The sequence below is a fragment of the Pediococcus ethanolidurans genome (assembly GCF_964062635.1).
Lineage (GTDB): Bacteria > Bacillota > Bacilli > Lactobacillales > Lactobacillaceae > Pediococcus > Pediococcus ethanolidurans.
This window is the reverse complement of record NZ_OZ061250.1, coordinates 170,413-193,672: the sequence shown is the minus strand read 5'-3', so window position 1 is coordinate 193,672 and position 23,260 is coordinate 170,413. Positions and strand designations below refer to the sequence as shown.

The 23,260-nt window shown below is 38.4% G+C and carries 22 protein-coding genes and 1 riboswitch; of the genes, 12 read left to right on the top strand and 10 right to left on the bottom strand.

Going from position 1 to position 23,260, the window contains the following annotated elements:
• Nucleotides 1-102: 102 nt before the first annotated feature.
• Nucleotides 103-213, bottom strand: a riboswitch (TPP riboswitch).
• 863 nt (nucleotides 214-1,076) lie between these two features.
• From AB3219_RS00915 to pta, 3 genes are all read left to right on the top strand, one after another.
• Nucleotides 1,077-1,787, top strand: coding sequence for a glucosamine-6-phosphate deaminase (locus tag AB3219_RS00915; RefSeq protein WP_216753208.1), 711 nt, complete (start codon nucleotides 1,077-1,079; stop codon nucleotides 1,785-1,787).
• Between the two features lie 219 nt (nucleotides 1,788-2,006).
• A complete protein-coding gene (locus tag AB3219_RS00910; RefSeq protein ID WP_260365566.1) occupies nucleotides 2,007-3,209 on the top strand; it encodes an acetate/propionate family kinase in 1,203 nt (400 codons plus the stop codon).
• 44 nt (nucleotides 3,210-3,253) lie between these two features.
• Entirely contained in the window at nucleotides 3,254-4,228 is a 975-nt protein-coding gene (gene pta, locus AB3219_RS00905) for a phosphate acetyltransferase (RefSeq protein ID WP_216753210.1), read from the top strand.
• A 367-nt stretch (nucleotides 4,229-4,595) separates the two neighbouring features.
• On the opposite strand, the gene AB3219_RS00900 is transcribed toward pta, so the two are convergent.
• Nucleotides 4,596-5,054 carry a Fur family transcriptional regulator gene (locus AB3219_RS00900; RefSeq protein ID WP_216753211.1) on the bottom strand — a complete coding sequence of 153 codons (459 nt, stop codon included), beginning with the start codon at nucleotides 5,052-5,054 and terminating at the stop codon, nucleotides 4,596-4,598.
• 200 nt (nucleotides 5,055-5,254) lie between these two features.
• Between AB3219_RS00900 and AB3219_RS00895 the strand changes: the two genes are divergently transcribed.
• The 4 genes from AB3219_RS00895 (at nucleotide 5,255) to AB3219_RS00880 (ending at nucleotide 9,540) form a co-directional block, all read left to right on the top strand.
• Complete coding sequence (locus AB3219_RS00895) at nucleotides 5,255-6,667, top strand: MFS transporter (protein ID WP_216753212.1); 1,413 nt, start codon at nucleotides 5,255-5,257, stop codon at nucleotides 6,665-6,667.
• A gap of 134 nt (nucleotides 6,668-6,801) precedes the next feature.
• A complete protein-coding gene (locus AB3219_RS00890) occupies nucleotides 6,802-7,875 on the top strand; it encodes an IS30 family transposase (protein WP_367369236.1) in 1,074 nt (357 codons plus the stop codon).
• Nucleotides 7,876-8,105: 230 nt separating this feature from the next.
• A complete protein-coding gene (locus AB3219_RS00885) occupies nucleotides 8,106-8,996 on the top strand; it encodes a YihY/virulence factor BrkB family protein (RefSeq protein WP_216753239.1) in 891 nt (296 codons plus the stop codon).
• Nucleotides 8,997-9,093: 97 nt separating this feature from the next.
• Entirely contained in the window at nucleotides 9,094-9,540 is a 447-nt protein-coding gene (locus AB3219_RS00880; RefSeq protein ID WP_216753213.1) for a MarR family winged helix-turn-helix transcriptional regulator, read from the top strand.
• Nucleotides 9,541-10,097: 557 nt separating this feature from the next.
• Here AB3219_RS00880 and AB3219_RS00875 read toward each other — a convergent pair.
• Both AB3219_RS00875 and AB3219_RS00870 read right to left on the bottom strand, forming a co-directional pair.
• Complete coding sequence (locus AB3219_RS00875) at nucleotides 10,098-11,066, bottom strand: GMP reductase (protein ID WP_216753214.1); 969 nt, start codon at nucleotides 11,064-11,066, stop codon at nucleotides 10,098-10,100.
• Between the two features lie 29 nt (nucleotides 11,067-11,095).
• Nucleotides 11,096-12,388, bottom strand: coding sequence for an adenylosuccinate synthase (locus AB3219_RS00870; RefSeq protein ID WP_057805996.1), 1,293 nt, complete (start codon nucleotides 12,386-12,388; stop codon nucleotides 11,096-11,098).
• 244 nt (nucleotides 12,389-12,632) lie between these two features.
• On the opposite strand from AB3219_RS00870, the gene purB reads away from it, so the two are divergent.
• The gene (gene purB, locus AB3219_RS00865) at nucleotides 12,633-13,928 is read left to right on the top strand and encodes an adenylosuccinate lyase (RefSeq protein ID WP_367369235.1); all 1,296 of its coding nucleotides are present in this window, start codon (nucleotides 12,633-12,635) and stop codon (nucleotides 13,926-13,928) included.
• On the opposite strand, the gene AB3219_RS00860 is transcribed toward purB, so the two are convergent.
• The 3 genes from AB3219_RS00860 to AB3219_RS00850 all read right to left on the bottom strand — a co-directional run bounded on the left by AB3219_RS00860 (nucleotide 13,925) and on the right by AB3219_RS00850 (nucleotide 16,204).
• Nucleotides 13,925-15,148, bottom strand: a complete 1,224-nt coding sequence (locus tag AB3219_RS00860; protein WP_260365704.1) for an MFS transporter — start codon at nucleotides 15,146-15,148, stop codon at nucleotides 13,925-13,927. The genes purB and AB3219_RS00860 overlap by 4 nt on opposite strands.
• Before the next feature lie 143 nt (nucleotides 15,149-15,291).
• On the bottom strand, nucleotides 15,292-15,651 hold the full coding sequence (locus AB3219_RS00855) for a type II toxin-antitoxin system HicB family antitoxin (RefSeq protein WP_263766067.1): 360 nt from the start codon (nucleotides 15,649-15,651) through the stop codon (nucleotides 15,292-15,294).
• Between the two features lie 85 nt (nucleotides 15,652-15,736).
• Nucleotides 15,737-16,204, bottom strand: a complete 468-nt coding sequence (locus AB3219_RS00850) for an ASCH domain-containing protein (RefSeq protein ID WP_216753217.1) — start codon at nucleotides 16,202-16,204, stop codon at nucleotides 15,737-15,739.
• Between the two features lie 370 nt (nucleotides 16,205-16,574).
• Here AB3219_RS00850 and AB3219_RS00845 point away from each other — a divergent pair, with 370 nt between their 5' ends.
• Nucleotides 16,575-16,832 carry a hypothetical protein gene (locus AB3219_RS00845; protein ID WP_057805986.1) on the top strand — a complete coding sequence of 86 codons (258 nt, stop codon included), beginning with the start codon at nucleotides 16,575-16,577 and terminating at the stop codon, nucleotides 16,830-16,832.
• Between the two features lie 662 nt (nucleotides 16,833-17,494).
• On the opposite strand, the gene AB3219_RS00840 is transcribed toward AB3219_RS00845, so the two are convergent.
• From AB3219_RS00840 to AB3219_RS00830, 3 genes are all read right to left on the bottom strand, one after another.
• Nucleotides 17,495-18,271 carry a tyrosine-protein phosphatase gene (locus AB3219_RS00840; RefSeq protein WP_253953540.1) on the bottom strand — a complete coding sequence of 259 codons (777 nt, stop codon included), beginning with the start codon at nucleotides 18,269-18,271 and terminating at the stop codon, nucleotides 17,495-17,497.
• Nucleotides 18,272-18,286: 15 nt separating this feature from the next.
• Entirely contained in the window at nucleotides 18,287-19,057 is a 771-nt protein-coding gene (locus AB3219_RS00835; protein WP_057805981.1) for a tyrosine-protein phosphatase, read from the bottom strand.
• 303 nt (nucleotides 19,058-19,360) lie between these two features.
• Nucleotides 19,361-19,843, bottom strand: a complete 483-nt coding sequence (locus AB3219_RS00830) for a TspO/MBR family protein (RefSeq protein ID WP_216753219.1) — start codon at nucleotides 19,841-19,843, stop codon at nucleotides 19,361-19,363.
• 218 nt (nucleotides 19,844-20,061) lie between these two features.
• Between AB3219_RS00830 and AB3219_RS00825 the strand changes: the two genes are divergently transcribed.
• The 3 genes from AB3219_RS00825 to AB3219_RS00815 all read left to right on the top strand — a co-directional run bounded on the left by AB3219_RS00825 (nucleotide 20,062) and on the right by AB3219_RS00815 (nucleotide 22,213).
• Nucleotides 20,062-20,472 (top strand): Spx/MgsR family RNA polymerase-binding regulatory protein, encoded by a 411-nt coding sequence (locus tag AB3219_RS00825; RefSeq protein ID WP_057805979.1) that lies wholly within the window; start codon nucleotides 20,062-20,064, stop codon nucleotides 20,470-20,472.
• A gap of 140 nt (nucleotides 20,473-20,612) precedes the next feature.
• Nucleotides 20,613-21,338, top strand: a complete 726-nt coding sequence (locus AB3219_RS00820; RefSeq protein WP_216754746.1) for a helix-turn-helix domain-containing protein — start codon at nucleotides 20,613-20,615, stop codon at nucleotides 21,336-21,338.
• A complete protein-coding gene (locus AB3219_RS00815; RefSeq protein WP_216763231.1) occupies nucleotides 21,335-22,213 on the top strand; it encodes an IS3 family transposase in 879 nt (292 codons plus the stop codon). Before AB3219_RS00820 ends, AB3219_RS00815 begins: the two co-directional genes overlap by 4 nt.
• A gap of 73 nt (nucleotides 22,214-22,286) precedes the next feature.
• Here AB3219_RS00815 and AB3219_RS00810 read toward each other — a convergent pair whose 3' ends face one another.
• The gene (locus tag AB3219_RS00810) at nucleotides 22,287-23,231 is read right to left on the bottom strand and encodes an alpha/beta hydrolase (protein WP_057805978.1); all 945 of its coding nucleotides are present in this window, start codon (nucleotides 23,229-23,231) and stop codon (nucleotides 22,287-22,289) included.
• Between the last annotated feature and the right edge of the window lie 29 nt (nucleotides 23,232-23,260).

The following is a 23,260-nucleotide window of genomic DNA, read 5'->3' as shown; positions in this document are numbered from 1 at the left end:
TCCTTTCTTGAAACAAAATAAAAAAGCTAACGACAATACGCCAGCTTTTGATTGCATGTTTAAATGGTAATCAAAATAGGTAGTATAAAGGCCTTCTTTGATTATCACTATAAGTAAACTTCCTGCGCTGGCATTATCCATATCAGGTTCGAGGGTCAAAAACCACTAGTTTTTATCTCAGCCGGATTAGATCCAGCACCCCTGTATTTGTATACGAATTCAGTATATCGGTAAACATAAATTTCGGCAACTAATTTAGATCTTATGTATGTTTTTAACTACTTTTTTGTTCCGTTCCGGCGTTGAAACGGGGCCGTGTGGGTCGCTTACGAGCTAACTTCTTGCTCTTCAGGCCAGAAGTGGATCTCTCCAGTCTTCCCATGTCTCTAAGCGATAAATCGCTAAGTGACATCGACACACTCTTTCACCAACACCTCCACTCCACCTGTTATTCAAATCTTACGAAACAAACTTCACCAAAATATCCAGGCATTACGGGTTGTTGCATTAAAATAAACTCACACCATCCTTTAAAACTATTATCTAAATGTTGAAAGCACAAAAACACATCTCATTGTCTGATACAAAAGCGTTTGTAGTGACAAAATTAGATTTAAATACCGTCTTCCAGCAAATTTGGGCTGGAACGTAGTGCGAGTTCTTGTGGCAAAAACCAACCGCAAGAACTCGCACCCCCTTCCAGACCGGGTGAATCGCAGGACGGCAGTTAAACTATTTCTTGTATACTAAGTCGGTTAACAGCAGTTACTGAAGTGATTTTAATACTTTCAACCTTTAAAACCATCATGAAAAGACTTTTTTCATTTTTCTAGTAAAGCTTTACACTAACAAATTTATTTTGATTTTTTTGGTCTATACCCTTGCAATTCAAATGAGGAGATTATATAATTGGGCTATACCAATATGAATTGGATTTTGCGAACACAAAATAGACACTATATACAAAAAGGAGCCAGTTCGACTAGCCGGGGTGCGGCGTAGTTCGAATGGACATCCGGTTGGAGATTGGATTTTGCGAACGCAAAATAGACACTATATACAAAAAGGAGACTATTATGAAAATTATTACTGTTAAAAATGAAGTTGAAGGTGGACAAGAAGGATACAAGATCTTTGCCGACGCTAAGAAGAACGGTGCACATACTTTTGGTTTAGCTACTGGAAGTACACCAATCACAACCTACAATGACATCATTGCTAGTGACCTTGATTTCAGCGACTCTATTTCAATCAACTTAGATGAATACATTGGTTTAGCTGCTGACAACGACCAAAGTTACAATTACTTTATGCATGAACATTTATTCAATAAGAAACCATTTAAGAAGTCATACTTACCAAATGGTTTAGCTAAAGATGTTGATGCAGAAGCTAAACGTTATGATCAAGTTATTGAAGATAACCCAATTGATTTACAAATCTTGGGTCTTGGCCGTAACGGTCATATTGGTTTTAATGAACCTGGAACTTCTCGTGAAATCGGCACTCATCGCGTATCTTTGACGCAATCAACTATTGATGCCAACGCACGTTTCTTCGCACATGAAAAAGATGTGCCAAAGGAAGCTTTATCAATGGGATTAGCTTCAATTATGAAGTCTAAGCACATTTTGTTGGAAGCTTACGGTGAAGAAAAAGCTGATGCTGTTAAAGGAATGATCGAAGGACCTGACACACCAGATTTACCAGCAAGCATTCTTCAAAACCATGACAATGTAACTGTTATTCTTGATGAAGCAGCTGCAAGCAAATTAACAAATAAATAATCAAAGTTATTTAAATTTAGAGAGATTTATCCTATACAAGTTAACCCTATATAGAATAAATCTCTTTTTTTAAATGTTTAGATGTATTGAGTTTTAATATTCAAAACAATAAGGTATAATTTATGTTAATGAACATTGAGAATTTGTGCCGAACGCGTTAAAGTGAAAGTGTTGTAAAAAAGAATTGAAGGCATAGAAAATAAGAGTGGGGCTTTAACTATGGAAAAAACAATTGCGATTAATGCAGGTAGTTCATCATTTAAATTCAAGCTATTTGAAATGCCGAGTGAAAAGGTATTAGCAAGCGGACAGGTAGATCGAATTGGAATTGACGGCTCTACATTTACGATCATTTATGGTGATCAACAAAATATCCGTATTGAAAAGCCAGTCAAAAATCACGAAGTGGCCATGAATATTGTTCTGAATGCACTAATTGATTTAAAAATTATCAGAAGTTATGACGAGATCACTGGAGTTGGACACCGCGTTGTCGCTGGTGGCGAAATTTTTAAAGGCTCAGTACTTATTACTGAAAAAGTGATTAAGCAGATTGAGAGCTTATCGGAATATGCACCATTACACAATCCAGCTAATGTGCTTGGAATCCGTGCGATGCAAAAAGTTCTTCCCAACGTAACAAGTGTTGCCGTTTTTGATACGTCGTTTCACGAAACATTACCACCTAAAAATTATTTATATAGCATTCCTTATGAATATTACGAAAAATATGGTGCCCGTAAATATGGTGCACATGGAACAAGTCATCAATTCGTAGCTTTGGATGCGGCTAAGTTACTTGGCAAACCTTTAAGTTCCTTAAAAATGATTACGTTACATTTAGGGGCAGGTTCTTCGATTGATGCCATTTTAAATGGTCAATCTTATGATACTTCCATGGGATTCACGCCAGTTTCAGGAATTACCATGGCAACTCGCTCAGGAGATATTGATGTTTCCTTAGTTAATTATCTAATGGAGAAACTAAAGATTACAGATTTTTCCGAAATGATCAAAATTTTAAATACTAAATCAGGATTACTAGGTATTTCAGGAATCTCTTCTGATATGCGTGACGTTTTAGAAGCGCGTCACAAGAGTCGTCGAGCTGAATTGGCGGTTGAGATTTTTGTGAACAATATTGTGAAATATATTGGTGCTTATATTGCTGAAATGCATGGAATTGATGCGTTGGTGTTTACCGCTGGCATTGGTGAAAATGGTATGCTAGTTCGTAAAATGATTGTTGATGAATTAGATTATTTTGGCCTTAAAATTGATGATGAAAGAAATCAAGTTCAGGGTGAATTACGTGATATTAGTGCATCAGATTCTAAGGCAAAGGTGTTAGTTGTCCCAACGAATGAAGAGTTAGCAATTGCACGTGAAGTTGAACGTTTTAAACAAGAAAACAAAGACTAAACATAGCGATAAAGGCTATAAAAATTTGCGAGGAGGATTTAACGATGGATTTATTTGAAGGATTAAAAGCTAAGATTAAAGGACAAGATCGAACGGTTGTATTTCCAGAAGGTGAGGATGTTCGTATTTATTCAGCTGCATCACGCTTGGCACAACAAGGTTTGGTAAAGCCAATCTTGCTTGGAAAAGTAACTGCTATTCAAGAGAAAGCAGCTAAAGAAGATATTGACCTAGCAGGGATTAAAATTATTGATCCGGATACTTATCCAGAAACTGATAAGCAGGCGATGGTAGATGCCTTAGTTGAACGTCGTAAAGGTAAGAACACGGTTGAAGAAGTTCAAAAGATGTTAATGGACGTAAATTACTTTGGAACAATGCTTGTTTATTTGCATAAGGCGGATGCAATGGTTTCAGGTGCAATTCATCCAACTGGTGATACGGTTCGTCCCGCCCTTCAAATTATTAAAACGAAGCCAGGTGTCAAACGAATTAGTGGTGCATTTGTGATGCAGAGAAATCATGAACGATATATTTTTGCGGATACAGCAATTAATATCGACCCAGATGCCGCCACTTTGGCTGAAATTGCGGTGGAAAGTGCACATACGGCGGAGATTTTTGATATAGAGCCTAAGGTTGCAATGTTGAGTTTTTCAACGAAGGGGTCGGCTAAGGGTGATATGGTTGCGAAGGTGCAGGAGGCTACTAAGTTGGCGCAAGAGAAGGCACCAGAGGTAGAAATCGATGGTGAGTTACAGTTTGATGCGGCGTTTGTGCCAGATGTGGGTGCAAGTAAGGCACCGGGATCAAAGGTAGCGGGCCATGCGACGGTGTTTGTGTTCCCAGAGTTGCAGTCTGGAAATATTGGTTATAAGATTGCGCAGAGATTGGGTCATTTTGAGGCAATAGGACCAATTTTGCAGGGATTGAATGCGCCGGTGTCGGATCTGTCACGAGGAGCGAGTGAAGAAGACGTGTATAAAGTGGCGATAATGACGGCGGCACAGGTAAGATAGAGTGGGCGAAATAAAGCGGTAAATAACTAGCACTAAGCGCGACGGAGTGGGATCGTAATCCCACGGTAGGCGTGCTTAGTGCTAGTTATTTGCTTTATTGAGCCGTCCTAAGGCTTAGCGAAAAAAAACATCAAAGAGCCAGGCGTATGCGGGATCGCAATCCCGCGGAAGGCTGGCTTATATTTTCTGGGCTGGTTTGAGGAGTTGTCCTAAGAAAGTGAACGGATCAAATCGGTTAGCCCAGAAAATGTAAGACGGGTGTATGCGGGATCGTAATCCCGTAGGAGTCTGACTTAAATTTTTGAGCTGGTTTGAGAAATTGTCCTAAGAAAGTGAACCGAACAACTGAAAAAAGAATGTTCAAAAGTTATTTACCTTTTGAAGCATTCTTTTTTTGACAGTCAGGACATAGACCGTATATTTCAAATCGATTTCCAGTAATTTGATAACCAGTTTGTTGAGCAGCTTCGTTTTCCATTTTTTTTGCGTCTTTTTGAAAATCTGGATAAAAAACATCTGCAATTTTGCCACAATTAGTACAAATCACATGATAGTGAGGTTTACTGTAGTAATCATAATGCACGCCATCTTCACCATTTGCTAATTCAATAACAATCCCCAAATCAACAAATAATTTTAAGGTATTGTAGATTGTAGCTAAACTCATATTAGGCGTTGTTTGTTCTAAGGCCTCATGAATGGTTTCAACAGTAGGATGATTATGATGTGTGACTAAGTAGGTTAAGATTGTCCGACGTTGAGGTGTCATTCGAATGCGTCTGCTTTGTAAAGCTGTGAGTGCCTCATCCACGTCTGTATTTGCCAAATCTAAGCCTTCTTTCTTTTCACTGATGACAATTAGTAAGTACAATTTATTTAATCACTTTTTTAAGATTCATTCAACTCTAGTTAGGTTTGTTTTAAATGCAATTTCCAGACGTAGTTTACACCTGTCTAAATATGAAATACAATTAATACGATTTAAAATGATTCTAACTTTGGCATAAGTTAGTGAGGAGTGGTTTGATGAAAGATCAAAATAAAATTTTTAAGGGAAATAAAAAATTACATAATTGGTTTGTCGCAATTCTGTTAGCGGGAACCTTTACCATGTCAATTAGTCAATCGTCTTTATCTACAGCATATCCAACATTGATGCGTTATTTTGGGGTCACGGCACCCACAATCCAGTGGTTAACAACGGGTTTTATGCTAGTGATGTGTATTATGATGCCAATCAGTCCGTGGTTGTTGAGCAACGTGCCATTTAAACGGCTCTTTCAGGCAGTTTTGGTTATGTTTGATGTTGGTACAATTGTGATTTTGTTTGCACCTAATTTTCCCCTAATGATGTTTGGACGTGTGTTAGAGGCTATGGGTGTAGGCATTCTATTTCCAGCCTATCAAAGTGTGATGTTGACCATTACACCTGAAGAATTACGTGGTGTAACGATGGGGATTGTTGGACTCGTAATGGGATCCGCATTAGCCGTTGGTCCAATCATTTCTGGAGTGGTGTTAAAATTCACTTCATGGCAGGGACTCTTTGTGATTTTTGCGATTATTATCACAGTTGTTTTTCTGCTATCATTTAAATTTATTGCAAACGTCATGGATTTAGAACCGAATCATTTAGACTTTATTTCAGTAATTAGTTCTTTGGGATTAATTGGCCTTTTATTTGTCATTAATCAACTAGGAAAAGCTAATGTCAATTGGTCAGAGCAATTTGGATTACTAGCCGTTAGTTTGATTATGTTAGCGTACTTTGTGTATCGACAGTTTCATATCAAAACACCCATGTTGGAGTTACGGGTACTTAAAACTTTTAACTATGATTTGGCAGTTTTGCTAACCGGCTTTTCTTATATCGCTTTAATCGTAACAACAATTATCTTTCCGCTTTATTATCAAGAAGTGCTCCATCTATCGCCCTTTGCGTCAGGGATGGCACTCGTTCCGGGAGCCGTATTCTTGAGTTTATTAAATCCAGTTACTGGTAAGCTTGCCGATCAGTTTGGATTCAAAAGGGTACTTTTGATGGGGATGAGTATGATTACCTTGGGTTGGGGAATTCTGTTTATTTTCTCAAGTTCCATAGGCTTGATTGCTATGATTATTTTAGCCATGTTGATCGAAGGTGGAAATGCCTTTGTTATGATGCCAGCAATGACCTTAGGGGCTAATTCGTTACCAGATAGTTTGATTTCACACGGAACCGCAGTTATTACAACGGTTCGTCAAATTCTCGGTTCACTAGGGGTTGCCGTCGCAACGATTATTTTGGCGGCGGTTACTCAAAGTCATTTATCTGCAGGCGACCACGCAGTAATTGCCAATCAGATGGGGTACCGAGCTGTGTTTTTCACTTTCTTTCTTGTGGCAATTGTTGGTTTGATGCTTTCAATTTTGATTAAAAATTCGGAAAAGAAGAGCTAAAACTAATTCAAATTTCTATTCATTTTAATTTTGGCGCAGATTTTATAATCAAGTTAGCCACCTTGTAAAAATGGTCAAATAAAAAGACACCAAGACGAAAAAATCAGGTATCATTGAAGTTCCTACACTAAACAATGAAAGAGGTTTTCGTCTTGGCGCAAGAACAGCTTACCATATCTCACTCAAAGGGTCATCATTTAACACCAATTGAACGTGGAAAAATTGCGGGATTGCTTGCTGCAGGCAAATCTGCTCGTCAAATTGCGACGGAACTTGGTGTTTGCCATCAAACTATCAATAACGAACTCAAATGTGGCTGTGTTCAACAGGTAAAGAAGATTAATGGTAAAGAACAGTACTTCAATATCTATGCTCCTGATACAGCTCAAATTCGTTATGAAATGAATCGTCAGCACTGTCATCGACCATTAAAATTCAAACACATTACTAATTTTTTGGCCTACTTTGATGATCATTTCCATCAAGATCATTGGTCACCTGATGCAGCAGTTGGCTTCGCCCACAAACATCATTTATTTAAGCGTACAGAGATGGTCTGCACTAAAACCCTCTATAACTATATTGATGCGCAATTATCAGAAGTCCGCAATCTTGATTTGCTTGAGAAAACCAAACGGCGTACGAAACATCACTGGTCGCATAAACATCGACGTTTGATTGGTAAAAGTATTGAAGAACGACCTAAGCGTGTCGACAAGCGCAAAGAATTTGGCCACTTTGAAATTGATACCGTGGTTGGTAAACGTAGTGGCCATGAAAGTGTCCTATTGACCTTCACTGAACGTAAAACTCGTTTTGACTTTATTCGTTTGATTGAAGGCAAAGATGCTGACTCCGTAGCCTATGCCATTAAAGGGATTTGTGCTGAATTTGGTGATCTGATCAAATCCATTACCGCTGACAATGGAACGGAGTTCACAACCTTGGAAGAAGCTTTAACTGGCATTGCTGATATCTATTATGCCCATCCGTATAGTTCTTCTGAACGAGGAACCAATGAAACTCATAACCGCATGATTAGACGTTATTTACCTAAAGGATATTCATTAGATACAATTAGTCCTAAGACTGTTGCCCTGGTTGAAGCACGTCTCAACCAACTACCACGACGTATCTTAAAGTACCAAACACCTGAAAAAGCTTTTCAAATTGAAGCAGCGCGCGCTCGCAAAACTCGCATTGCTTAATCATTTATTCCAATCTTTAATAGATATTCTGACATGCCCCGCAACTTCGCCTGCGGGGTGGCTAACTTGTTCTTGCAATTTGCGATTTTAATTTTGGGGACATAATACATTTTTATTCTCTTTTTTTGTGTTTCAATAAATGAAAAGGCGTGAAAATAGTAATTTGACGTTTTTAATCATGCAAAAGTTATTGTATACTATTGAAGTTAAATAAAAATGGGGTATATAACATGACTTGGAAGAGGTTTGCTCATAAGTGTAAGACATACTGGAAAGGTTTCATGTTGCGATTTAATCGTGCAGATGTTGCAAATAATGCAATTGTCCTTGCCTTTTATACATTGCTTGCCATGTTTCCTGCAATTATTTTTGTGGGAAATTTACTACCACTGTTTCACATTGATGTGACAACGGTGTTGGAATATATCGAAACCGTGGTACCCAGCACAATTTATCAAATTAGTCAGCCAATTGTAAAAGATTTTTTGGAAAAAGGTAATGGCGAGTTGTTATCATTCGGAGCTATTTTAATGTTGTGGTCTGCAAGTCAGGCGGTAGCGGCCTTTCAACGTTCAATTAATCGAGCTTACGGCGTTGCTAAATTTCAAAATCCCATTATTAATCGTGTGGTTTCTTTCATATTCACCATCTTTTTTGCGCTTCTAATTAGTTTAATGATGTTTTTCTTTAGTTTTGGACAAACAATTATCGCTTATTTAACACCAATTTTGAAATTACCACATAGTCTCTTTCATATTGTGGGAAACGTTAAATTTCCCACTGCGATAATTGTCATCTTTTTAAGTTTAATGATTTTGTATTATGTAGTTCCAAACACGCACATTAAGCTCAGATACGTCGTTTGGGGATCATCTGCTGCAACTATTGGACTGATGGCGGTCTCACAGTTTTTCACGATTTATCTACGTTATTTTGCGCACTCCGTTAATAGTTATAAAACGTTAGGTACGTTTATCGCTTTAATGTTTTGGCTAGACTTTTCAGCTTTGGCCATTATGATTGGTGGAGTGATTAATGCGACCAGTCAGGAACTGAGGCTGGGAAGCCTTGAAGATACTACTCAAAATTGGAGTAAACGGTTTAAAAAGTATTTGAAGTAACTAAAAAATTATCTAATTGATTTTTATCGATTGGATAATTTTTTTGATAACGTTTGATATAATTGAAATGTGAGTATTTTGGAGGAGGGTGTTATTAGTGAAAACTAAAAACAATGATAAACTTTTTGAGGGATCTGTTGAGATTTACATGTCCACCTTAAAGTTCTTGGAGTATGTGTTATCGGAACCAACTAAGGAGTATGAAATTTCATTTGAACAGTTTTTAGTTTTGCGAAATATCTGCAATAATGAAAAAGTGACTCAGATGGGAATTGCAGCACAACGAAATGTTACGCGAAGTGCAATCTCGCGACAAATCAAGTCACTGTTGCGATTGGGCTACATCTCACAAACACCGGATCAAAAGGACAAGCGGAAATTGTATCTTCACCTAACAAAACGGGGAGCAGAAGTTGAACAGTTGATTGATCGAAAGGTTCATTTGGTGTTTGAAGGCTGGGTTGCTAAGTTTGGGCAGAAGAAAGTTGAAAGTTTACTGAAACTTTTGAAAGAGTTTGGTAATCAGGTTATTAATCCTAATTAAATGGGTAAAACAAAAAGACTGTTAGTAAAGACAAAGGATAAGCAGAAGATGTTCCCGTGTAGATTGTCTTTACTAGCAGTTTTTTGTGATTTCAGAAGTTGATTTTTTTGATTGTGTGATTAAAGCAGTTTTAGTTTACCTTATATTTTTATACTAAAGGCTGAAAGTGTAAAAATGCATCTTATTGCCTGATATAAAAGCGTTTATGACAACAAAATTAGATTAAAATGTCGTCTTCCAGCAAATTTGGGCTGGAACGTAGTGCGAGTTCTTGCGGCGGTTTTGGCCACAAGAATGGACAACGTATGGAACATTAAAGATTATTAGTGATTTTTTGCTAATAATCAACCTTTGCGTGGAATAGTAGCTACGGTAACTAAACGATTCCAAACTCGAATCATTCAGTTACCTAGGCTAGAGTTTTCTATCTTTATAGCCGAAACGTGCTCTGAGCAGCAGCTTCCTCCGCTTAGCTACGAAACTCCAACGATTCTAAACCCGAATCATTGGAGTTCCTAGGCTATGCTCGGAAGCTAAACGCTGCTCAGAGCACTCTTTTAATTAAATTCATTCACCCCATGCAAAATCACATAATCCACCTTGCGAATCGCATCCAATGAGCGACCTCCCGCATATGAAATTGAGGACTGCAAATCCTGATGAATTTCTTCCAACGTATTCTTAATATGACCTCGATAGGGCACCAACATTTGACGTCCCTCGACATTCTTATGCTGACCCTTTTGCGTTTCCGAAGCCGATCCGTAATATTGCTTATAATTTTTACCGTCAATCGTAATCAGATTACCAGGTGATTCCTGATGACCAGCCATCAATGAACCAATCATAACCATAGAAGCCCCAAAACGTACTGATTTTGCAATATCACCGTTTGTTCGAATTCCACCATCCGCAATAATTGGCTTACTTGCTGCCTTTGCACACCAACGAATTGCCGCCAACTGCCAGCCACCCGTTCCAAAGCCAGTCTTCAATTTTGTGATACAAGCCTTTCCCGGTCCAATACCTACCTTAGTAGCGTCTGCCCCAGCATTTTCCAATTCACGCACTGCTTCAGGTGTACCCACATTACCGGCAATCACAAAAGCATCAGGAAGCACTTTTTTAATGTGTTGAATCATTCGGATAACACTATTGGCATGGCCATGCGCAATGTCAATTGTAATAAATTCTGGAGTGATTTTCTGATCGGCCAGTTGTGAAATGAACTCAAATTCTTCTGGTTTAACTCCCACACTGATTGAAGCAATTAGCTTTTTAGTGTGCATCATTTTGATGAAATCTAAACGCGTTTCTGGTTCAAATCTGTGCATAACATAAAAGTACCCATTTTTGGCTAACCAAACAGATAAATCTTCGTTAATAACGGTAGCCATATTGGCAGGAACGACCGGAATCTTGAAAGTATACTTTCCTAACTTTGTGGTGGTATCAGCCTCAGATCGACTATCAATAATACATTTGTTAGGGATAAGTTGAACGTCTTCGTAATCAAAAACTCTCATGTTTATCACTCCTATTCAAGTTCGAAAAATTATTTAGTATTCCAAATATCAGTTAAAACGTTAGTTTGTTCGCGATCTGGACCCACTGAGAAAGTTGAAAGTGGAATACCTACTAGTTCAGAAACACGATCAAGATAATGACGAGCGTTTTCTGGTAGTTCGGCTAGTGTTTTGCAATTAGTAATGTCTTCTGTCCAGCCAGGAAGTTCCTCATAAACAGGTTGGCACTTTTCAATTTGTTTCTCAGAAGCAGGATAGTGATAGATCGTTTTTCCATCTAATTTATAGGCGGTACAAATTTTAACAGTTGCTAGGCCAGTTAAAACATCTAAACAATTGAGACAAAGACTTGTTAATCCACTAACACGAGTGGCGTGGCGTAAAACGACGGTATCTAACCAACCAATTCGACGGGGACGACCAGTAACTGTGCCATATTCATGGCCAGCTTCACGAATAAAATCGCCTGTTTCGTTTAATTGTTCTGTTGGGAAAGGACCATCACCTACACGAGAGGTATAAGCTTTGCATGCGCCGACAACTTGGTTAATACGCCAAGGTCCAACCCCAGATCCTACCGCAGCACCACCGGCAGTTGGATTGGAAGAGGTGACATAAGGATAAGTACCATGATCGTAGTCCAACATAACACCCTGAGAGCCTTCAAACAAAACATGTTCATTTTTATCAAGTGCTTCATTAATCAAGACAGAGGTGTCAGTCACGCGGTCCTTAATTTCTTGCCCATATTGATAGAAAGATTCAAAAATATCTTCAAATTTTAAAGGTTCAGTTTCATATAGTTTGGTGAACAGTAAATTCTTATTTTTAAGATTGGTTCTAAGTTTCTCTTCAAAGGTATCGCGTTCTAGAAGATCGCAAATGCGAATTCCAATTCGTTCGGCCTTGTCCATGTATGCTGGACCAATACCTTTATGGGTAGTGCCAATTTTGCCAGCCGCCTTAGATTGTTCTTGTAATTCATCTAAACGGATGTGATAGGGCAAAATTACTTGTGCACGGTCAGAAATACGTAAGTTATCAGTTGGAATCCCATTGCTTTCCAAATAATGTAATTCGTTGTGTAGAGATTCAGGATTAACCACAACCCCATTACCAATCACACTCAAACCATTACGGTTAAAGATTCCTGATGGAATAAGTTGTAATGCGAATTTTTTACCATTAAATACGATGGAATGTCCGGCATTGTCGCCACCAGAGAACCGGACAGTTAAAGCTGCCTTAGTTCCCAAGAAATCTGTGATTTTACCTTTACCTTCATCGCCCCATTGGCTACCTACAACTACGATTGATGACATTTAATGACCCCCGAATAATATGATTTAAACAACCAAATAAGTGTAACAAGGTTTTAAACTAAATGCAAGCAAAAACCGAATTATAAAAAATAAATAGTTTATAAAGTACGGATTAAAACGGTATAAAAACAATTTAAAACCGTTAAATAGGTATATTTGTGTGGAATAACCGATATATGTATGCTATAGTATTACACGGATATTTGAAACACTTAAATTAAACTTGAAATTGTGAGGGACACGAATGTTAGATAGATATACTCGTAAAGAAATGGCTAATGTCTGGAGTTTGCACAATCAGTACGCATCCTGGTTAAAGGTTGAAGTTGCAGCAGTTAAAGCATGGGGAAAACTAGGTAAAATTCCTGCAACGGATGTGACTAAAATTGAAAAAAATGCACAATTCAATGAAAATCGAATTGCTGAAATAGAAGCAGTGACTCACCATGATGTGATTGCTTTTACACGTGATGTATCAGAATCATTAGGTGAAGAAAAAAAGTGGGTGCACTATGGGCTGACAAGTACTGATGTGGTCGATACAGCTCAAGGTTATCGTTTAAAAGAAGCAAATGTGATTATTCGCAAAGATCTTGAAGTATTTAAGGAAACTTTAGCCGCACAAGCCAAAAAATATGAGTATACCGTAATGATGGGTCGAACTCATGGTGTTCATGCAGAACCGATGACATTTGGCTTGAAGTTAGCCCGTTGGTATTCCGAAATTAAACGTGATATTGAACGCTTTGAACATGCTGCTAAGGGTGTGGAAGCTGGAAAAATTAGTGGTGCGGTTGGTACCTTTGCCAATGTCCCGCCAGAAGTTGAAGGTTTTGTTTGCACAGAGCTGGGATTGAATGCTCAAGAAATTTCCACTCAAATTTTACCTCGTGATTTGCATGCAGAATATATTGCCACACTTGCTTTAATTGCGACAAGTATTGAAGAGTTTGCAACTGAAATTCGCGGGTTACAAAAATCAGAAGTACGTGAAGTTGAAGAACATTTTGCTCCTGGACAGAAGGGTTCTTCTGCAATGCCGCATAAACGTAATCCAATCGGTTCTGAGAACGTTTCCGGTCTGGCGAGAGTATCCAGAGGCCACGTACAAACGGCCTACGAGGACGTTAATTTATGGCATGAGCGTGACATTTCACATTCATCGGCAGAACGAATTATTCTACCTGATACCACAATTCTGGTGGATTATATTTTACACCGAATGACAAATATCATTGGTAATCTTACGGTTTTTCCGGAACATATGAAAGCTAATATGCATCGTAGTTTTGGCCTGATTTACAGTCAACGTGTTTTATTAAAACTAATTGATGCTGGTTTATCTCGTGAGGAGGCTTACGATCAAATTCAACCGCTAACTGCTAAAGCTTGGGATGAAGAGATTCAATTTAAGCCATTAGTGGAAGCTGATCCAGTAATTAAGAGTCATCTTTCTCCAAAAGAAATAGATGATGCCTTTGATTATAGGTATCATCTAAAAAATGTGGATTATATTTTTAATCGCGTTGGATTAGACTAGCGTAACTCTTTAAGTTTGTCTGTCAATTGAGGGAGACGTTTGTAAAAAATAACGGCTACCCCGATTAAAAGAAGACCAGTGACAATGAGGATGTAGCGAATGGCTATGACGTCTGCCAAGGGGCCATAAACTAACATGGCGATTGGATAAATTCCCGTTGACACGATTTGAAGAATAGAAAAGACGCGTCCCATTTTGGTTGGTGAAACATTTTCTTGAATTAAAATGTTTGAGGTTGCCTGAATAATAGGCATGCAAATTCCTGAGAAAAACATAAAAAGCAAGTAGACCCAAAACGGTTCGGGAAGTCCCATCACAGCAAAACTAATCCCTGAACCGGCAAAACCAATGGCAATCAAACGAATTTTATGAGGTAGATGCTTATGAATGGTGATGTGGAAACTACCAAGTAGTGCACCCATTGTCCATAATAATTCGTTTAAAGTAAGTCGCCAAACGGCTGATCCAAATGTGCGTTTGACGTAGAGAGTGGATAGCTGTGAAGACGGTGCGACTAACATAAACGCAATCAAAGTAAAAAGCATGAAGTTACGTAAGGATTGATGAGAAAAGGTGTATTGGAGACCTTCCCAAATGCCAGTTAGACCGGCAACTTGATTTTGCTGCTCTTGTTTAAACTGTTTAACATGAATACACAGCATCAAAATGATACCGGTGGTTGCTGTAACCAAATCAACGACAAAAACAAATATAATTCCGAGTCTTCCTAGGATAACGCCACTTAAAATTGGTGAAATTAGCAAAAGAATCGAGCTAACAAATTGATTTAGGCCATTAATCCGGGAAAGCTCTTTTTTTGGCGTAATTTCTGGTAGTAATGCATTTCCTGCCGGTGTTTGAACACCTGAACCTAACGAACGAACTGCTGCGATTAGTAGTAATAACCATAAATCTCGTGAAATAAAAAAATAAATTAGAGCTGTTAAGATGGTTAAAAATGTGACTAATCCGCTGGAAGTGACAATCAATTTTTTTCGACTGTATTGATCCGACCAAATTCCTGCCCACAGAGAAATTAAAATTTGGGGAAGGGTGGTGGCCATTGTGGCTAACATAATCCAGGTTCCGGATGAGGTTTGAAGGGCAATATACCAGAGAATAGCAAAATAGACAGCTGATGAGCCGAAGAGAAAAAAGTTTTGTGCAGCTAGAAAAAAGCCAACGTTTAATTTCCAACTTCTAGGTGTGGTTGTCGTCATGAAAAACGTCTCCTTTAAAGCTAGTTTACCACGACTGGTTTGTTGATATAGACAAAAAAAAGAAACGAAGAAAATGTCATTCTCCGTCTCTATGTGGATACTCAATTTAATTTGTTATTAGCTGAACACTTGTCAATGACTTATTAATCAGCTGTTTTGAACTTTTGGTCAAGGGCTTCTGTGAGCACTTGTGACACATTAATCCCCGTTTGTTTGGCCCAGTCATTTAAATATTGTGGGATAGTTACATTGCGACGAATTCGTTTGGTATTTTTTCCCGCATACTCAGTGATGGGTAACATAATGATATGTTCGCCTTCAACTAAATGAGTGTTATTCATATTAGAAGGTTCAGGAAGTTTTCCCTGGGCAATAATTAACTTTTTGGCCTTTTCGGTAGCCTCAACTAAAGTCTTTCCCTCAATTAACATACCGGGAAAATCAGGAATTAATAATTCGACGATTCCGTTTTGGACAGAGTAAATAGCTGGGTAAATTTTCATACACATTCTCCTAACTTTTTACAGTTTAGTTTTCTATAATGTGTATTATACATACATCGCATTGATAAGTAAATTCATATGATTATTATAATTGATCCTTGTAAACGAGCTTGATAACTTCACAAACAATGGGATCGTTGGTCGAAAAGGTACGGTCATACTTTTTCATTTGTTTGGTAAATTTAGTTTGGCTGCGTTCTTGCCAATCGGAAAGCGTACGATCGCCTTCCGCTTCGTTATAAGCATGTTCGGCGGAAACGCGGAAAAAGGGAACTAATTCGGAAACAACGGTTTCGATGATGCCAACGGGATGCATGTCGGCGTTTAAAAGTACGTAATAATCACCAACTTGAGGAATTTGTTCACCCTCAGAAGAGTAGTATCCCAAAGGCTTAGAGGTGGAAATTTTGTCACCGGCAAGAATTTTGTTGGTGAGGTCTTGGACTTCGGCAGAGTTGGATTGTTCACCAAACCAGCGAGTTTGAAAGGTTTTGTTGGTGAGATGATGGGATTCGGAAAAGTCGGTCCAGATTTTTTCGGAGCTAGTAGCCATAATGATCAGTCCTATCTATATTATTTGTTGACTGTAGTGTAGCACGAGGAAAGAAAAAAGTGAACGGAACAAGTCGTTAAGCCAAGTAAATATAAGCTGGGTGGAGGCGGGATCGCATCCCGCACGGAACCCAGCTTATATTTACTTGGCTGACTTGTGAAGTTGTCCTCAGACTCGGCGGAAATAGCGTAATGAATGCTGGGTGGAGGCGGGATCGTATCCCGCAAGAACCCCAGCTTATATTTACTTGGCTGACTTATGAAGTTGTCCTCAGACTCGGCAAAAATGATAAAGGTTCCGGAGATTCAATTGCTATTCAGCCCCCAAGTAAGGTAGTATAGAAACAATATTAAACATAGGATGTGGGAACATGCGCACAAAGTATTGGACAGATTTTGGTCTTGGCATTGTGGTAATCATTGCTTGCATTGTAGGATGGTTTACCGGATATTTTCAGAGAAGCAATGGTTATTCAGAAATCGAAAAAATGTTGATTCTTATTTTAGCTTTTAGTGTTTTATTTGGATTGCGAATGGACATGAAGGGTGCAAATCGCTGGGAAGCTGTTTCAGCAGCATTCTTGGGTGTGGCATTCTTGCTAGCAGTAGTTTTACTCGTGTTTGTGTAGATAAAAAGAGCATTTGGAATTTAACCCTTCCAAATGCTCTTTTTGATAATTAAGCCTAAAGGTTGAAAGTATCAAAATTACTTCAATAACTGATGTTAAACGACGTAGCCTATAAAAATAGTCTAACTGCCGTCCTGCGGCTCACTCGGTCTGGAACGGGGTGGGCGCACGATTTGAAGCCAAGAAGTACACTTGTCTTCAAACTCGGCCTTATTCTAAGTAATAAATTACTAAGAATAATTTCACCCCTGAGACCAATCGCCTCCGGACTAAGAACGTTTGATGTTAAATAATGCTTAGTAACACCGGTATAATAACTTTTATATCGATGTGTTGATTGCAAAGATTAGACTTAGTCTGGAAGCAAATGGGCTCAGTAGTGACATTTATCTTAGCGGGTTTCGCTTAGATAAAGGCCGAGCTTAGAGACGTGTATTTCGGCTCTAAGTCGTGCCCACTACGTTCCAGCCCAAATTTGCTGGAAGACGGCATTTTAATCTAATTTTGTTATCATGAACACTTTTGTGTCAGGCAATTAGATACATTTTTGTGCTTTCAACCTTTAGTAATTAGTCCATTTTGTTGAGTTAAACTGTTTAATATCAAAAGTTTGACTTACTTTTATATTTTTAAGTTGTAGTTAGTTAAAATAACGAATTGGGTTATTCGGTATACAGGCGTTTTAGTTCCGCAATGTCGTCGTTTGAAAGCACCATTGCCTGGTTAAGATAGTTTATCATATCGCCATATTCGGAAGTGATCGCCTTGGCTGCTAAGCGCAAACTATGAAGATCGACATTACGTGCTTGATTCATACGGTTAATAGCCGTGTTATTGGTTGCTTCAGTTTTAATCGTTGTGGTTCCAAAAAGAACTTTGTTTGAGAGCAGATAATCTTCTTCGATCGTTTTTTGATCAACGCCAAGAGCACTTAGAATTAGAAAAGCAGCAATTCCGGTGCGATCTTTACCAGCAGCACAATGAAAAAGAACGGCCTTGTTGGGTTCCTCATTTTTAAGCAGTGTTTGGAATAATTTTCGAAACGCTCCCTGGGCATGGCTATCTAGAACCATTAGTTCATAAGGATCGCTAAGTGCACTTGGCCTTTTAACAGCATCTTTATGAAAAAGTCGTTTGAAAAACTGGCTAAAACTTGTTGATGGTCGATTGCTAAAGGGATAAACGGATGCTGGAATTTGTTGTACATCAGTCATTCTTGGATCCGGATTGCGGGTGATCTCGTAATCTGAACGCAAGTCCACAACATAACGTAACCCATAATCAAGAAGATAATTTTGATCTTTTTTTGTTAGTACGGAAAGATATCCAGATCGTAAAATTTTTTGCCATTTAATGGTTTTACCATCTTTTGTAGGATAGCCACCTAATTCACGAAAATTTAAACCAGATTGAATAGGTAAAACACGTTGTTTTTCCATAATGAGCCTTCTTTGTTATTCCAGGTAAATTTTTCTTAAATCGGTTAAATCATGTTCGGATAAGTCCATTGCTTGAACAAAATACTTTCCGTAGCTACCATAGTTATCCATAATAGCCTGATTTGCGACATTTAGCGTGTCTCCCTGGACTTGAAAAGCGGCATTCATCTGGTTAACAAAACTTTCTGCCTTATCGTTTTGCAGACGTTTTCGTAAAGTATCTTGGTCAAAAGTACTATAAACAATATTTGTCAGAATGTAATCCTGTTTGATTGTTTCATAATCCACACCAAGTGCAGTGAGAATTAAAAATCCCGCCACACCTGTACGATCTTTACCGGCGGCACAGTGAAAGAGTAATGATTGGTTTGGTTGATCATTTTTAAGCATGTCTTGAAAAAGCGTTCGGAAGGCAAGCTGACTTTGTGAATTTAAAATCATGAGTGCATAGGGATGTGAGTAATCAATATTACTTGTAGCATCGGGAAGTTGAGGAAGATCAGAATGATCATTTTTGGCAATTGGATAAACAGGATATGAACGATAAATGGTTTTTTCCGGCAGCCGATCTTTTAACCAACTAGCCTCAGAAGGAGAGCGCAAGTCGATATCATAGTGAACACCGTAATCAGATAATTTCTGAATATCTTTATCGGTCAGACGACTGAGGTCTCCTGATCGCAGTAATTTTTGCCATTTGATGGTTCGACCATCCTGAGTTTGATAGCCACCCAATTCACGGAAATTAACACTACCTTCAATATTTAATAAACGTTCTCTTTTCACAATTGTCCCTCCAAACTGACTCTTAACACATTATACCAAAGATAGGTTGTTTCGTTTAAAATTCAATTTTTATCAAAAAAAAAAGACCCGATCATCGCTGATCGGTCTCTTTATATAGGGGAGTAGGTTGTTATCATGAAAAACAATGAAATATAGTAACTTTGGAGGAGTATGCTATTTTCATATAGATAAAGTTGTTTAGCTCTTATCTATGCTTATTATATTACCCTCTATTTATGAATATTTTGTGATGAAAATTATAAAGGTTTATTAACTATAGTAAAAATGCCTTATTTCAGTACTTTAGTTTAGAACAGCTACGCCAATCGTTAGGTAAGTTGCAAAAAGAATCCAAATAAAATAGGGCATTAATAGCAACGAAGCCATGCGGTTAACTCGATAAAACTGTAATAGGCAAGCAAGAACGACCAAATTCAATAGAATGACAATTAAAACTCCGATCCAGTAATAATTACCCCCGAAAAAGATAATACTCCATACAAAGTTTAACCCTAATTGAATTGTAAACAGAATATAGCTGGTTGCTTTTTCTTTTTTAAACGCAATTGATTGAAAAATTAAATAGCCCGAAATTGCGATTAATAAATAAAGAAGCGGCCATACAATTCCAAAAAGATAATCTGGTGGTGCTAAAGGTGGTAATGAAAGCGAATTGTAAATTTCTTTGATATTTCCAGTGAATAGAGATGAAAGACTGCCAAGAACTTCAACACCCACAATAAAGAACAATAGCACTTTCCAATTCAATGTTTTTTTGGTTTTCATTTTGGTATCCTCCTTTACTTGGGGACTTAGGGTTAACTAAAGTTTAACAACGCTTTTACTCGTTATAAAACAGAATGCTCATGATAATGATAAGTTAAATAATTATGGATTTTGAATAATAATTAAATTTGTTATAAAAAAGCATAGACAAAACTAATTGTTTAGTCTATAATTCTAATTATGGCAATTATAAGTTAAACAAAAAAGGAGCGTTTCGCATGGAAAAAATAACAGTTTTATGGGGTCCAAGTTGTGGTTCAGCACGAAGAGCATGTCAATGGTTAGATGAACATAATTTAGACTACGATAAAGTTAATGTTGTTTCTCAGGCAATCTCAATGGAAACTTTGAAAAAAGTTCTGTCTCTGACTGAGTATGGTGCTGAAGAAATTATTTCCAAACGATCTAAAACTTATAAAAAATTTGGTCAAAAACACATTGATTCACTCACGATTACTGAACTACACAAATTGTTAGTGAACTATCCAAGTTTAATAAAGAAACCAATTATCTTCACACACAACAAATTACAAGTCGGTTTTAATGCAGATGAAATTCGAAGCTTCATTCCTCGAGAAACAAGAAGGGTGACTTTTGCACAAATGTTAGAAGTTTTGCATAATGCTTAAAAATGATAGCGCTTTTAATGCGAATATAAAAAAGGCATGATTTACCGTGGAATCTGTGAGTTCCTAGTAATCGGATATACTCCTACCAAGGTAGACAAGCAAATAATTAAAACTTGTCTGCTGAGGAAGGAGTATTTTTTATGGGTCGAAAGGGTTCAAGATATAGTGTGGAAGAGAAACTCTTCTATATTAATTTAATAAAGGAGGGAATGGCAGCCAGGGCCATTGGAAAGAAGTACGATGTCCACTCCTCGCAAATAGCTCAGTGGGTGGAACGCTATGATGCAGGTGGCGTAGCGGCGTTACAAAGTCGACACCAACAACAAACGTATTCAAAGGGGTTCATGATGGAGGTGATTCAGGCCTATCTAGCGGGTGGAACATCATATCCTCAACTTGCGCGACAATACCATATTCCCAATAGTTCTGTCATCTACCAGTGGGTCAAACGGTATACTAGTGGTAAAGTACTCACAACCACTAGGAGGACTATCCCAATGAAAGATGGCAGAAAGACAGAACAGGTCGAACGTATCGAGATCGCACAATGGATCATTGCCAACGAGATGAACTATGTTGCCGCAACTACTCATTTTAACGTGTCCTATGGCCAAGCGTATGCTTGGGTCAAAAAGTTCAAGCAAGGTGGTCCCGACGCACTCGCAGACCGCCGCGGTAAGGCCAAGGAAGATACTGGTCAGTTGACTGAACTGGAACTAAAAGATTTAGAGATCAAGCGTCTCAAGGCACGGTTAGCCAATATCTCCACAGAGGTCGCTGTGCTAAAAAAACTCCAAGAGTTCGAAAGGATGGATGCCCTACAGAAGAAAAGTACCTCACGGTTCAAGCACTTACCAAAAAAATAAACCCAGACACAAATCAAGTGTATGGGGTTAGTTTCATGTGCCAATATGTTGGTGTATCTCGTGCTGCATACTACAAGTGGACTCACCGCAAGGTTACAGCGCAAGAACTCGAAAATAAAGCAATTTTGGCCTATATCATCGCACGTGAAGAGTCAAAAAATTATATTTATGGTGTTCGTACGATGACTATGTATCTTAATAAAGAAACACCTTATCATATCAGTCAAGGACGTGTGCGGCGCATTATGCGTCGTAACGGTATTCAATCATCGATTCGTGTGGCCAAACGCGATCGTAAAGCAGAAAAGAAGGAGTATATTCTCGCCAATAAATTACTTCATGAAGACGGCAGCCACGATTTCGCTCCTGAGCAACCAAACATGACTTGGGTAACTGATTGTAGCGAGCTAAGATTCGGACCAGGTAAAAAACAACGATTACGTTTGAGCGCTATCAAAGATCTTTATGATCACAGCATTATTGCCTGGTGTGTAGCGAGCACAGAGACAACGCAGTTAGTATCAGAAACGATCACGCAAGCCTTGAAAGCAAACCACGGTGTGAAGCCTCAATTTCTTCATTCCGATCAAGGCTCGGCTTACACTTCTGGTAGTTATAACACCCTGTTATCCGGAGAAGGCATCGTGCACAGCATGTCTCGCCCAGGAACACCAGGTGATAACAGTGCAATGGAGTGTTTTTGGAGCCAGTTGAAAACAGAAGAATTGGCTTTCAAAGCACCTCTTTCAGAAATCGAACTTGTCGGCATCATCAAGACGTACATTGCATGGCATAATACGGAACGACGCCAACTAACACTAAACGGCATGACTCCGGAAGAATACCGGAATCATGCCGTTCAAAAAAATGCATAAGATTTTAATTATTTGACTGTCTACTTGACAAGGAGCCGCGCCAATCATGTCTTTTTTTGAGCTATTTAATTTGTTAACTTAAATATTTATTGATAAATTGTTGAACCTTCGCTTGATAAGCTTTAGGATCCATCCAAAAACTTTCTGCGTGAGAAGCATTTGGAACAATCCAAATATCTTTGGGTTCTGGACAAGCTTCGAAACATTCGTCTACCATGTAAGTTGGCACGTAAACATCCTTTTCACCATGAATAAACAGGAATGGTCGGGTATTTTTACGCAATTGTTTAACCGAAGAAACGTCATCAATTGAAAAACCCATTCGATGATGGTTAATTGCGTCGATAATTGGAACAAAGATGGTAGGAGATAAGTGAAATTGTTGTTTAAGTAAGTAAGCCAACTCAGATCGTAAGTCTGAATAACCACAATCGGAAATCATCAATTTAACTTGCGGTGGTAAGTTTTCACCGCTAGTCATCTGAATAGTGGCCCCACCCATACTGACACCAAACATAATAATCTTAGAATCTTCGCCGACATTATTAATCACAGAATGTGTCCATTCAACAAAGTCCAGCCGATCAATCCAGCCAAAGTTAATATAATCACCTGAACTGTTACCATGAGCACGATCATCTGGCAATAAAACATTGTAACCCATGTCATAAAACATCTTGGCATAATTAGACATGGTTTCTCCATTGCCTTTATAGCCATGTGCAATGACGACTGTTGTTTTTGCTTGTTCATTTGCCGCATGAATAAAGGTAGCTTCAACACGATTTTCTAAGTCGGAAGGATGAAGTGTCCATTGTTCAGAAGACACACTATGAAACCAGTTGACGTAATTATAATAATCATCAGCATATTTTTGTTTGTCTGCCGAGGTTTCAGGAACGTAATCTACACGACGAAACGCGTAGTCATATAATTTGGCGCTTGCGGCAGTAAGACCAGAAATTCCCAGAGCTACTGGGGCTACAATTCCAAGTCCAATGAGGTTCTTTTTTTTCATTAAATAGCCTTCTTTACTTATTCAATACT

Coding starts and splice junctions, on each gene's coding strand:
- pta (WP_216753210.1), top strand. CDS start 3,254: ATGGATTTATTTGAAGGATTAAAAGCTAAGATTAAAGGACAAGATCGA.
- AB3219_RS00840 (WP_253953540.1), bottom strand. CDS start 18,271: ATGGAAAAACAACGTGTTTTACCTATTCAATCTGGTTTAAATTTTCGT.
- AB3219_RS00860 (WP_260365704.1), bottom strand. CDS start 15,148: ATGACGACAACCACACCTAGAAGTTGGAAATTAAACGTTGGCTTTTTT.
- AB3219_RS00830 (WP_216753219.1), bottom strand. CDS start 19,843: ATGAAAACCAAAAAAACATTGAATTGGAAAGTGCTATTGTTCTTTATT.
- AB3219_RS00850 (WP_216753217.1), bottom strand. CDS start 16,204: ATGGCTACTAGCTCCGAAAAAATCTGGACCGACTTTTCCGAATCCCAT.
- AB3219_RS00870 (WP_057805996.1), bottom strand. CDS start 12,388: ATGTCATCAATCGTAGTTGTAGGTAGCCAATGGGGCGATGAAGGTAAA.
- AB3219_RS00825 (WP_057805979.1), top strand. CDS start 20,062: ATGGAAAAAATAACAGTTTTATGGGGTCCAAGTTGTGGTTCAGCACGA.
- AB3219_RS00915 (WP_216753208.1), top strand. CDS start 1,077: ATGAAAATTATTACTGTTAAAAATGAAGTTGAAGGTGGACAAGAAGGA.
- AB3219_RS00845 (WP_057805986.1), top strand. CDS start 16,575: ATGCGCACAAAGTATTGGACAGATTTTGGTCTTGGCATTGTGGTAATC.
- AB3219_RS00820 (WP_216754746.1), top strand. CDS start 20,613: ATGGGTCGAAAGGGTTCAAGATATAGTGTGGAAGAGAAACTCTTCTAT.
- AB3219_RS00890 (WP_367369236.1), top strand. CDS start 6,802: ATGAAAGAGGTTTTCGTCTTGGCGCAAGAACAGCTTACCATATCTCAC.
- AB3219_RS00875 (WP_216753214.1), bottom strand. CDS start 11,066: ATGAGAGTTTTTGATTACGAAGACGTTCAACTTATCCCTAACAAATGT.
- AB3219_RS00855 (WP_263766067.1), bottom strand. CDS start 15,651: ATGAAAATTTACCCAGCTATTTACTCTGTCCAAAACGGAATCGTCGAA.
- AB3219_RS00810 (WP_057805978.1), bottom strand. CDS start 23,231: ATGAAAAAAAAGAACCTCATTGGACTTGGAATTGTAGCCCCAGTAGCT.
- purB (WP_367369235.1), top strand. CDS start 12,633: ATGTTAGATAGATATACTCGTAAAGAAATGGCTAATGTCTGGAGTTTG.
- AB3219_RS00885 (WP_216753239.1), top strand. CDS start 8,106: ATGACTTGGAAGAGGTTTGCTCATAAGTGTAAGACATACTGGAAAGGT.
- AB3219_RS00895 (WP_216753212.1), top strand. CDS start 5,255: ATGAAAGATCAAAATAAAATTTTTAAGGGAAATAAAAAATTACATAAT.
- AB3219_RS00910 (WP_260365566.1), top strand. CDS start 2,007: ATGGAAAAAACAATTGCGATTAATGCAGGTAGTTCATCATTTAAATTC.